Consider the following 11009-nt stretch of genomic DNA (forward strand, 5'->3'; position numbering starts at 1 on the left):
GCTATGAAAAGGAAAATACTATTCTGTGCAACAGTAGACACTCATTTCAGCTCCTTCCATTTACCGTATTTACAATGGTTCAAACAGCAGGGATGGGAGGTTCATGTAGCTGCAGCCGGGGATCATCCATTACCGTATGTTGATGAGAAATATTCGATATCAATCAAGCGGTCACCTTTTGATCGGCAAAACATAGACGCCTATAAAGAGTTGAAAGCTTATATTGATGAAAATCAGTACAGCATAATTCACTGCCATACCCCCATGGGCGGAGTGATATCCAGATTGGCTGCGCGCGAGGCCAGAAAGCAAGGAACGAAAATCATATACACAGTCCACGGATTTCACTTTTTTAAAGGAGCTCCATTGATCAACTGGATTTTATATTACCCGGTTGAAAAAATATTGGCTCGTTATACCGATTGTTTAATCACCATCAACGAAGAGGATTTTCAAAGGGCTGTAAAAAAACGATTCAAGGCAAATCTGATCGAACATGTACATGGTGTGGGAGTAAATACGGATTTCTTCACTCCTGTAAATAAATATCATAAAGCAAAGTTAAGAAAAAGGTATCATTATCGCGATGATGCTTTTTTAATTTTTTATGCAGCTGAAATCAATAAAAATAAGAATCAAAAAGTGCTGATTGAAGCGATGGCTTTATTGAAAGATGAGGTTCCCAACGCGAAGCTTCTGCTGGCAGGAACTGGCCCGCTCCTGAATGATTGTATCGATTACGCTATGGAATTGGAAGTTGATCATATGGTTGATTTCCTTGGCTATCGGAACGACATCCAATCATTGTTGCACATTAGTGACATCGCTGCCGCCTCCAGTCTGCGCGAAGGCCTGCCTGTCAATATAATGGAAGCAATGGCCTGCGGGCTCCCTGTCGTGGCTGTCGATAACCGGGGCCACAGAGAGCTTGTCATCAATGACATGAACGGGTATCTCGTCGAAGGGAATCCCGGGGAAATTTCAGAAAAAATGACTGTTCTCGCCAAAGACAAACTGCTGCGTACTGAGTTTGGGAGATATGGGCGGAATGTGATTTTGGAAAAATATAATTTAAACAAAATTATTAAGGAAAAACAGGATGTTTATATGAAAATAATGGTTGATTCCAGGGAAGGTGTATGGGAAGTTCAATAAGAACTATTGAGGAAAACGCCAGAAAGGGGACCGAAAAAGGTGTTGACATGGAATACAGACTGAAGCGGCGAGAAACAATTTTTGCAGAGAAAATTTTTATACTCATGATGGTGTTGTTTTTTGGTTTTACAACTTTAAGGTTTGGCAGATTTGGGATCGGAGAAATAATCCTTTTAATATTATGCATTTCCCAGTTCTTAAAGAGCAGGATTAGCGCCATAACGATTCAAAATCATGCCTTCACGATATTTTGGATTGTATATCTGTATATTATCACATTCGGTTTTTCAGTTAACAATTTGCTGGGTATAGCCCCGCAACCAGTAGTATTTGATTATACATCTTATATTGTTATATTGTTCCTGTGTTTGACTTTCGAAACAAAATTTGCAATGAAGAGTTTTACTGAATTATATAGCCTGCTCAGGATGGTTTATTGGGGTGGGATTTTAGTGATCGGATTTCTCTATTTCTTGTATTTAATGGGGATAGATAATATATTCGGCCATTATTTAACGTATGATGGGGCGGATATTTTTTCGCCATTTGCTTCTGACTATCACCAATTTGCTTATTTTATCACTCCCCTTCCATTTGTCGCTTTATATATGATAAAAAGAGAAAACAGGTTTATCGTAAAGTTGAGTGCAGCCTTGAGTATCGTTTTGTTAATTAGTATGGGGTTATCAACATCCTCCAACACATTAGTCTCGTCTTGGGTGAACGCAACGATATTAATTATTGCTTTACTATTATGGAAAAAGTTGAGACAACAAGACAGATCGGCAAGCATTATCTCGTTTTTTATTTGCCTGGCCATTATTGGCTTGCTTTTCAGCTTTGATAACATAATGGGAATTGTGAAAGACTTTTTTGAAGAAAGCTCGAATGGGGAACATCGAATCTTACTGTGGATTAATTCTATAAAAGTTTGGCTTTACTCGCCAATTGTCGGTTTAGGCCCAGGTTCCTTTTCTGGCAATCAACTTTTTCAAGGGACAGAAGCCCATAATACTTTTTTGCAAGTTTTGACACAGGGAGGCATATTGGGTGGGATAGCCTATGTGTCATTAATATCCAGGTTGATCAAAGTCGCCCATGTGAATATTTTTATACTGTGTGCTGTTTTATCATTGATTATGTATGGTTTTGGAATCAATGATTTACGGAGAACAGTACTTTGGTTTTACTTCATCATGTTTTATTTTTTATGTATGAAGGAACAAAGATCATGATGAATAATCAGGCAAGGACCCAATCGACTCTAAAAAACTTAAGCTATGTAATGGTCGGCCAAGTACTGGGAATTATTGTAAGCATCATCGCCAGGATTATATTTGTCAGAACGCTGTCTGCAGAATATCTAGGTTTGGATGGCCTTTTTACAAATATTATCACGGTCTTGTCATTAGTGGAATTGGGGATCGGACCCGCTTTAGTTTTCAGCCTGTACAAACCGATAGCCGAAAAGAATATCAAATTGATCAAGTCGTTGCTGAAGCTGTATCAAAGGGCATATTTAATCATTGGATCCCTGATTATTCTGTTTGGGATCACCGTTGCACCATTCATCCATTACTTGATTAAAGATATGCCTGACATGCCGCATATTCACTTTATCTTTGTGCTGTTTGTGTTAAATGCAGCGGTCACTTATTTTTATTCTTACAAAAGATCGTTGATCATTGCAGACCAAAGAAAATATATTGATGCAACCTACCGTTATGGCGGTTTTATTTTGCTTAATATTGTCCAGTGTATAGTCCTTATTATTTGGAAAAACTTTATTTTTTTCGTTATCTGTCAACTGATATTTAATATAGTGGAAAACATCCTGGCATCAAGGACTGCAGATAAGCTATACCCTTTTTTGAAGAGCAAAAATGTTGCACCGTTGAACAAGGAAGTCATTAAAGGTATTTATAAAAATGTGAAGGCCATGGCTATGCATAGAATGGGATCGGTTGTAGTATTATCAACGGATAATATTTTAATTTCAAGTTTTGTAGGACTTCTTGCAGTTGGCCTGTACTCTAATTACCGATTAATTTTAACGGCATTAAATATTGTACTGATGCAATTTTTTGAAGCTGCCAAGTCGAGTGTTGGCAATTTAAGCGTACTGGAAAGCAAAGCTAGGACCAGGGAGGTATTCAACAAAATATATTTTATGAATTTTTGGCTGTATGGCTTTGCTTCTGTCGGAATCCTTTGCAATTTGAATCCCTTGATAGAGCTTTGGCTGGGAAAAAAGTTCGTTTTTACGATGGAAATTGTTTTGCTGATTATCATACACTTTTTCCTCGAGGGGATGAGGAGGGCATCCCTGACATTTAGAGATGCTATGGGACTGTATTGGTATGACCGCTACAAACCTGTAGCAGAAGCTTTAATAAATTTGGCTGCGTCTATCATATTGTTGAAAATTATGGGAATAGGCGGTATTTTTCTTGGTACTATCCTTAGTATATTGACTACAGGTTTTTGGATTGAGCCGTACATCCTTTATAAGTATGGATTTAAGTCCAGTTCCAAATCGTATTTTATTGCTTATTCCAAATATTTATCATCTGTCGTTTTGGCTGCATTGCTAAGTTATGGGATTTGTGCACTTCTTCCAGAAACGACATTTTTGATTTTAGCCGCCAAAATATTCATTTCAACTACAGTAACTAACTTATTATTTTACTTTCTATTCAGGAAGTCCGATGAATTCCAGTATTTCAGGGAATTAACCATTGAAATCATAAGAAGGACAGTCTTAAAAAGAAAAAGGCTTCCGGATGCGAAAACTTTTTAGTGGAGGTATGAATCTCGTATTGGAAGAATGGTGAAACATGGTGAAAACGTATTTTTAATTATGAAGTGCAGCGTGATAATCATTTTGGTGTGGGCTGCTATTTTTGTTTTGACGACCGATATTGTCAGGGAACAGGAAGGGAAAGGGAAGGTTATTCTTAATTCAATCGCCCTGAATAAAACAAGTTATAACTTGAAAGTGGAAGAAAGTGAAAAAACCTTTGCATCAGCTCTATATTCCAATGGTTTCAAAAAAAATATATCGAAATTCAGCACGTATTCCACCTCAAACCCGAACATTGCTGCAGTGGATTCCAGCGGCATCATTACAGGGGTTGGTTTAGGTACCGCTGAAATTACCGTTATTTATGAGGGCTTAACTGAGACAGTTTCGGTGTCCGTCTCTGAAAAAAAACTGACGATAAACGTGAAAGATTACGGAGCCTACGGTGATGGAATCCATGATGATACAAATTCCTTTCATCAGGCAATTGATGACCTGGCCGACAATGGCGGGGGGGATATCTTTATTCCTTCGGGAACATATATTTTACAGCCTATTTTCCTAAAGCCGAATATTGCACTTGTCGGGCAAAACCGTGATCAGGTCATTTTAAAGTTGGCGGATGAAGCACAAGACGGTTACACCCGTTTGATCACGATGGACGACAATACGAAAGTTGAATCAATTACTTGTGATGGCAACTATCAAAACCATCCAAATGGTACAGAGCATATGCATTGCATATTTGCTTTTGATAAAAATAATCTGGTGATCAAGAACAATCGATTAATGAATGCGGTTGGAGACGGAATTTCTATTTCGGGTTCAAGGAAAACCAGCCGCTATGTCACCGTTTCCAATAACATGATTCTTGAAAACCAGCGATCGCAACTGGTTGTTGAGCAGGCGAACCATCTATTTATATTCAATAATACAATTACATCAAAAACAGGTCGTCCGGGTATACATTTCGAACCATGGGAAGAAATTCAATTTTTTGACGCTGTTATTACAAACAATAATATTATCACCAACTCGAAGGAATATTGCGTTCTGTTGGCAGGATCAGATTCAGGGCTGGCTAAAAAGAGCCATCCGGGCTTTTTTTATCATGGAATCGAGTTTTCACACAACACCGTCGAGGGGCCTGAATGCTCATTGCTCGTTATGGATACATCGGATGCGGAGATTTACAACAATAAACTGTTGATTTCCGACATATTTGTTTGGAGAAGAAACAAAAACCTTTCCATTCATAACAACTATATTGAAGGGGAGAATGGAGTCCGTATGGAAGGAGGGGAAAACGGACATTTAGTTTCCTTTGGAACGATCATATATCAAAATACAATCCGCTCCTCCGTTGACGGCATCAACATAGCAGCTGGAGCGAAAAACACCACCATTACCAATAATAAAATCAGAGGAATGAAAAAGGGATCCGGAATTACTCTATTTGCTTCCAATTCTATTGTTCATACAACAGTGACAGACAATGTATTTTCAAACTTTCGGGATGGTGTTAAAACTTCAAGTGTGATGAATGAAGAGGTGGAAGGGCTTACGGTGTCCCACAACAGATTTATAGATAACAATGGATATGCATTGTCACTTCAGGGAGAGGGGTCCAATGTAACAATGAAAAGCAATCATATCACAGGTACCTCAGGTGTATATTTTTTAATTGAGCCCAATATGTCAATAAACAATGTTTTGGTTAAAGAAAATGTGATTACCGGCGGCAGCAAGGGAATATATCAAAGCGAGATCGGCAAAGGCCTGTTGAACCATGTAGTCATTTCGGACAATGAAATTTCGCAGACAGCCGGTGAGCCGGATGACCAATCAACTGGTGCTGCTATCGAATTTTATAGTGATTCCGGTATAGTAAAAAATATTACCATAAGTGGGAACTTCTTAATAGACAATGAGGTAAATGAAATTAGAGTCCCTGATTCTTTATTACGCTCGGTAAAAGAGAATAGAATTAATTAACGCGCTTCGAACAAGGTTTGAGGCGTTTTTTATGTGAGGATGTGACCCATGAAAATACTAGTTACAGGCGGAGCAGGCTATATTGGCAGCCATACTTGCGTGGAATTGCTGAATGCCGGATTTGAAGTTATTGTAATGGATAATTTATCGAACAGTAAACCGGAATCATTGAACCGGATTCGCCAAATTACGGGGAAGCCTTTGTCCTTTTATAGGGCTGATATATTGGACAGAGCTGCATTACATGAAATTTTCACCGCCAATGAAATTGAAGCTGTAATCCATTTTGCAGGGCTGAAAGCCGTTGGCGAATCAGTGAGATTCCCGCTTTCCTACTATCAAAATAATGTGATTGGAACATTAAGGTTATGTGAGGTGATGGCAGAGCATAATGTCAAAAGAATGGTATTCAGTTCCTCTGCTACAGTGTACGGAAATCCTATATCAGTGCCCATATCTGAAGAACATCCTGCTGGAGCGGCAAATCCGTACGGGCGGACAAAGCGGATGATTGAGGAAATCCTTGTTGATTTGCATATTTCGGATCAGGAATGGAGTGCTGCTCTTTTGCGGTATTTTAACCCCATCGGGGCCCATGAGAGCGGAATGATCGGCGAGGATCCAAATGGCATACCCAACAACTTGATTCCCTACATTTCCCAGGTGGCCATTAGAAATCTTGATGAACTGAAGATTTTTGGAAATGATTATTCGACAAAGGATGGAACAGGCGTAAGGGATTATATCCATGTCGCTGATCTGGCTTGCGGGCATGTAAAGGCACTTGAAAAAGTCATGGTTACAACAGGTGTTGAGGCATATAATCTTGGAACGGGCAGGGGATATAGTGTGTTGGAAATGGTTGATGCGTTTGAACAGGCATCCGGAAGGAAAATTCCTTTCCGTATTTCAGGCAGGCGTGCCGGAGATGTCGGGATCAGTTATGCGAATCCGCTCAAAGCACAAAGAGAATTGGGTTGGAGTGCTGAAAAAGGAATCAATGAAATGTGTAAAGATACCTGGAGGTGGCAGTCAAATAATCCGCAAGGATATGATTCAAACCATATTCATTACATTACTAATGCTCAGACGGTGGTGAATTATGAAGAGAGCCTTTGACTTATTTATCTCAATTGGATGTTTGACTTTTTTTGCTCCACTCATATTAGTTACGGCTTTATTAATCAGAATTAAGCTGGGAAGCCCGGTTATTTTCAAACAGATGCGTCCTGGCCTGCATGGAAGACCTTTTATGCTGTATAAGTTTCGGACTATGACGGATGAAAGAGATGAGAATGGAGATTTATTGCCGGAACATATCCGATTAACTTCATTTGGAGCGACAGTCAGAAAATTAAGCCTGGATGAATTTCCACAGCTGATCAATATCGTGAAAGGGGAGATGAGTTTAATTGGCCCCAGGCCGTTATTGATGAAATATCTTCCGCTGTATACCGAAGAACAGGCAAAGCGCCACTTGGTAAAACCCGGCATGACAGGTTGGGCCCAGGTAAATGGAAGGAATGCAATTACATGGGAAGAAAAATTCAAGCTGGATATTTGGTATGTTGAAAATCAAAATTTTTTATTGGATTTAAAAATACTTTTACTGACCATTAAAAAGGTTTTGGCATCGGAAGGAATCAACAATGGTACTCATGTCACGATGCCTGACTTTGAAGGAGAGCCCGGAAAACAAAAACATACATCTATTAATTTATAGAGGCAGTAAGAACTATCGGTAAGATGTGAATTTCCGGTAGATTTTTTATTTTAGGCAGTTATAAGAGGTGAGAAAAGTGATTGATCTAAAGGAGAAAATTTATCTTTCACCGCCGCATATGAGCGGGAATGAACTTAAATATATAAACGATGCCTTTGAATCGAATTGGATTGCGCCGCTGGGGCCCAATGTCGAGCAATTTGAGAGGGAAATTGCCTCTTTGGTCGGGGTAAAAGATGCTGTCGCGGTCAGTTCGGGGACAGCAGCAATTCACTTGGCTTTACGGCTGCTCAATGTTCATCCTGGGGATATTGTATTTTGTTCAACACTGACATTCGTTGCAACCGCAAATCCCATTTTATATCAAGGGGCCAAGCCGGTATTTATTGATTCTGAACCTGACACCTGGAATATGTCCCCTCAGGCATTAGAACGGGCATTGAAGGAAGCCGAGTCTGTAGGGGTTCTTCCGAAAGCAGTGATTGTTGTCCATCTATATGGCCAAAGTGCCAAAATGGACGAAATAATGGATATATGCAACAAGTACGATGTTCCAATTATCGAAGATGCGGCGGAATCTCTCGGTTCTAGTTATAGAGGAAAAGCAAGCGGTACAATAGGAGACTTTGGGATCTATTCATTTAACGGAAATAAAATCATTACAACATCAGGAGGGGGAATGCTTGTTTCAAATAATCAGCAAGCAATGGAAAAAGCCCGCTTTCTGGCTGCCCAGGCAAGAGACACCGCTCCTTTTTATAAGCACAGTGAAATCGGATTTAATTATCGGATGAGCAATTTACTTGCTGGCATTGGCAGGGCCCAATTGGAAGTGTTGGATGACAGAGTCCGATTAAGGAGGCTTATTTTCAATCAATATAAAGAGTATTTATCAGGTTTGCCCGGGGTTGCATTCATGGAAGAATTGGAAAACACACACTCGAATCGGTGGTTGACAGCATTATTGATAGATGAAAAAGGGGGAGGGGTTTCAAAACAGGCATTATTGGATTTCTTATCTGATTTAAATATTGAGGCGAGGCATGTTTGGAAGCCGCTTCATACGCAGCCTCTGTTTAAAAATGCTCCTTATTATTCCCATGGAGAAAATGAGCATGTGGGAGAGGCATTATTCGAAAAGGGCATTTGCCTTCCGTCCGGCTCGGGTATGACTATGGGACAGCTGTTTAAGGTGATCAATAGTATTTTGTCATTCTGCAGCAAAAGGAAAAATTATTCGGGCGTAATAATATGAAACTGATGACACAGGATGAGCTTTACCGGCTCTTGCTGGACACATATAAAAAAGTTAATCAATCAGAGGATTTAGTGTTGAGGGACTTAATCAATGAAATCATTAGACAGATTGAATCTGGATATATTTGATGGATTCTTTCATCGGGATCGATTCTAACAGCAAAAAGGGGAAATGGAAGTGAACTCCAAACAAAAGACGGCCTACATCTTACAAATACACAAAAATCCAGAACAAGTAAACAAATTCATTAAGCAGCTGATTGCAGGCGATCAGGCTGATGTTTATGTCCATATAGACAAAAGAAATTACGAACAAATCCACAGTAAACTAATAAAAAATGAAAATGTAAAAGTTTTAGATAAAGCAATCGTCTGTGAGTGGGGGGATATTAGCCAGGTTGATACGACTATTCTGTTGCTGAGAGAGGTTTTGGCTGCAAAAGAAAATTATGATTTTATTTGTTTAAGGAGCGGTCAGGACCTGTTGGTCAGAAATGGGTTTAAAGATGTATTAATAAAAAACAAAAAAAGCATTTTTATGACTCTGCGGAAAGTGGACAAAAGAAATTCGGGTTTAATGGAAGTAAATTGGCCCAAAATTACACGCAGAAGATACACCTCTTTTCATCCTGTCAGAGTTTATAGAAGCGTTGTTCAAAGCTTTTACCGTAAAGGAATTAATGCATTTCCCAATAAAAACGATTGGCCTGAGGAGTATTCCCTGTTTAACGGAGCGCAATGGTTTTCCATACCGCTGGAGGTGGCCTGGTATATTATAGACTTCATTGATACTAATCCTTGGTACTACAAATACTTTGAAAATACTCTTTGCCCGGATGAATGGTTTTTTCACACCCTTATTATGAATTCCAAATATAAGGAGGATGTAGTCAATAATAATTTTATGTTTGTAAATTGGGGAAAAACGCTCCAAACGCGCAATTCCCCCCTGTATTTGGAAGTAAATGACATAAAAGCAATCGAGGCATCGGGACAGTATTTTGCCAGGAAATTTGATCAAGATATAGACCTGAAAGTAATAGATTATTTTACCGATAGAGTTAGTTTTGAACCAATGTTGTGCAAAAAGGATGAAGTGCCCGGGTAGCTCGTTGTCTTGAAATAATCCATTCAGGAGGAAAAATGTTAACTTTTACTTATAAAGTAGGCCTTTTTAACGTTACTGAGCGGGTTGGAAAAGCAGGTTCTTCCCATTTTATGGAGCACGAAACGCATGTTTCGTTAGATATGAGGCTTTTTATTACTGAAGATGATGTAGCTGAATTTGTAAAGCCAAAGAATTCAGTTTGTCTATTGATGCCCAATTACATCATTGATTTAAGGCAGACGGAAGAACAAATATTTAAAAATATTAGCCGAAGTACAAGAAGAAATATAAGGAAAGCAATGAACCAAGATCATTTCAATTTTATCGAGCATGAGAACCCGACAAATGAGCAAGTCATTAAATTTAGTGAGCTTTATGATGAATTTGCAAGGGAAATCAATATAAAAAAATGCAACGTCAGAAAGTTGAAAGCGATAAGGGATAAAGGAGCATTAGTAATTTCGTATATAACGAATCAAAATAATCAAGTTCTCTGTGCTCATGCCTATTTAATGAACACCAGACAGGCATATGGCATTTATTCGGTGTTGAGGAGTTATAAAAAGGGTGATTCAATCGACGGTCAGACAATAGGCAGAGCAAATAAGTATCTCGATTGGAGAAATATCCAAAGTGCCAAAAATAAGGGATGCAGCTGGTATAACTTTGGTGGAAAGATATTTGAGGAAGTTGATGAAAAAGGCAAAAATGTCAATCAGTATAAAAAATCATTCGGATCGATCAGCGGTTATGATCTAAGGGTTTACAAAGCCAACGGAACTGTCGGAAAGCTCTTCTTGCTGCTTTTGCACTTTTATTATAAGTGGAGGCGTAGTCATGAATACGCCTTTACTTTTGAAACATTGTCCACCTACCAACAGAATAGACGAATTTCCTGACAAGCAATCTGCTTGGGTGCCCCGGTGTTGTAACGGTTAAAATAATCCTGAATTACGAAAGTAAAATCT

10 protein-coding genes are annotated in these 11009 nt (G+C 39.0%); all 10 read left to right on the forward strand.

Annotation, left to right across the window (positions count from 1 at the left end):
• The first annotated feature begins 3 nt into the window (after positions 1-3).
• Positions 4-1155, forward strand: coding sequence for a glycosyltransferase family 4 protein (locus D4N35_RS12495; protein ID WP_120074116.1), 1152 nt, complete (start codon positions 4-6; stop codon positions 1153-1155).
• Entirely contained in the window at positions 1140-2390 is a 1251-nt protein-coding gene (locus D4N35_RS12500) for an O-antigen ligase family protein (RefSeq protein ID WP_120074119.1), read from the forward strand. The genes D4N35_RS12495 and D4N35_RS12500 overlap by 16 nt, the downstream gene beginning before the upstream one ends.
• Positions 2387-3955, forward strand: coding sequence for a lipopolysaccharide biosynthesis protein (locus D4N35_RS12505; RefSeq protein WP_128205411.1), 1569 nt, complete (start codon positions 2387-2389; stop codon positions 3953-3955). Before D4N35_RS12500 ends, D4N35_RS12505 begins: the two co-directional genes overlap by 4 nt.
• A 72-nt stretch (positions 3956-4027) precedes the next feature.
• Positions 4028-5953 carry a right-handed parallel beta-helix repeat-containing protein gene (locus D4N35_RS12510; RefSeq protein WP_164876361.1) on the forward strand — a complete coding sequence of 642 codons (1926 nt, stop codon included), beginning with the start codon at positions 4028-4030 and terminating at the stop codon, positions 5951-5953.
• 48 nt (positions 5954-6001) lie between these two features.
• The gene (galE, locus tag D4N35_RS12515) at positions 6002-7072 is read left to right on the forward strand and encodes a UDP-glucose 4-epimerase GalE (protein WP_120074125.1); all 1071 of its coding nucleotides are present in this window, start codon (positions 6002-6004) and stop codon (positions 7070-7072) included.
• Positions 7056-7676, forward strand: coding sequence for a sugar transferase (locus D4N35_RS12520; protein WP_120074127.1), 621 nt, complete (start codon positions 7056-7058; stop codon positions 7674-7676). The genes galE and D4N35_RS12520 overlap by 17 nt, the downstream gene beginning before the upstream one ends.
• 118 nt (positions 7677-7794) lie before the next feature.
• Positions 7795-8931, forward strand: coding sequence for an aminotransferase class I/II-fold pyridoxal phosphate-dependent enzyme (locus D4N35_RS12525; protein ID WP_120074136.1), 1137 nt, complete (start codon positions 7795-7797; stop codon positions 8929-8931).
• Complete coding sequence (locus tag D4N35_RS18535) at positions 8928-9062, forward strand: YwzD family small protein (RefSeq protein ID WP_260842163.1); 135 nt, start codon at positions 8928-8930, stop codon at positions 9060-9062. The genes D4N35_RS12525 and D4N35_RS18535 overlap by 4 nt, the downstream gene beginning before the upstream one ends.
• Positions 9063-9111: 49 nt before the next feature.
• Complete coding sequence (locus D4N35_RS12530) at positions 9112-10041, forward strand: beta-1,6-N-acetylglucosaminyltransferase (RefSeq protein WP_164876362.1); 930 nt, start codon at positions 9112-9114, stop codon at positions 10039-10041.
• 35 nt (positions 10042-10076) lie between these two features.
• On the forward strand, positions 10077-10940 hold the full coding sequence (locus D4N35_RS12535) for a GNAT family N-acetyltransferase (RefSeq protein WP_120074132.1): 864 nt from the start codon (positions 10077-10079) through the stop codon (positions 10938-10940).
• Positions 10941-11009 lie beyond the last annotated feature (69 nt).

The sequence above is a fragment of the Siminovitchia fortis genome (assembly GCF_003605365.2).
GTDB classification, from domain to species: domain Bacteria; phylum Bacillota; class Bacilli; order Bacillales; family Bacillaceae_C; genus Siminovitchia; species Siminovitchia fortis.

Bases quoted from the DNA above. Each gene is read 5' to 3' on its own strand.
- D4N35_RS12520 (WP_120074127.1), top strand. From the start codon at position 7,056: ATGAAGAGAGCCTTTGACTTATTTATCTCAATTGGATGTTTGACTTTT.
- galE (WP_120074125.1), top strand. From the start codon at position 6,002: ATGAAAATACTAGTTACAGGCGGAGCAGGCTATATTGGCAGCCATACT.
- D4N35_RS12535 (WP_120074132.1), top strand. From the start codon at position 10,077: ATGTTAACTTTTACTTATAAAGTAGGCCTTTTTAACGTTACTGAGCGG.
- D4N35_RS12495 (WP_120074116.1), top strand. From the start codon at position 4: ATGAAAAGGAAAATACTATTCTGTGCAACAGTAGACACTCATTTCAGC.
- D4N35_RS12525 (WP_120074136.1), top strand. From the start codon at position 7,795: ATGAGCGGGAATGAACTTAAATATATAAACGATGCCTTTGAATCGAAT.
- D4N35_RS18535 (WP_260842163.1), top strand. From the start codon at position 8,928: ATGAAACTGATGACACAGGATGAGCTTTACCGGCTCTTGCTGGACACA.
- D4N35_RS12505 (WP_128205411.1), top strand. From the start codon at position 2,387: ATGATGAATAATCAGGCAAGGACCCAATCGACTCTAAAAAACTTAAGC.
- D4N35_RS12500 (WP_120074119.1), top strand. From the start codon at position 1,140: ATGGGAAGTTCAATAAGAACTATTGAGGAAAACGCCAGAAAGGGGACC.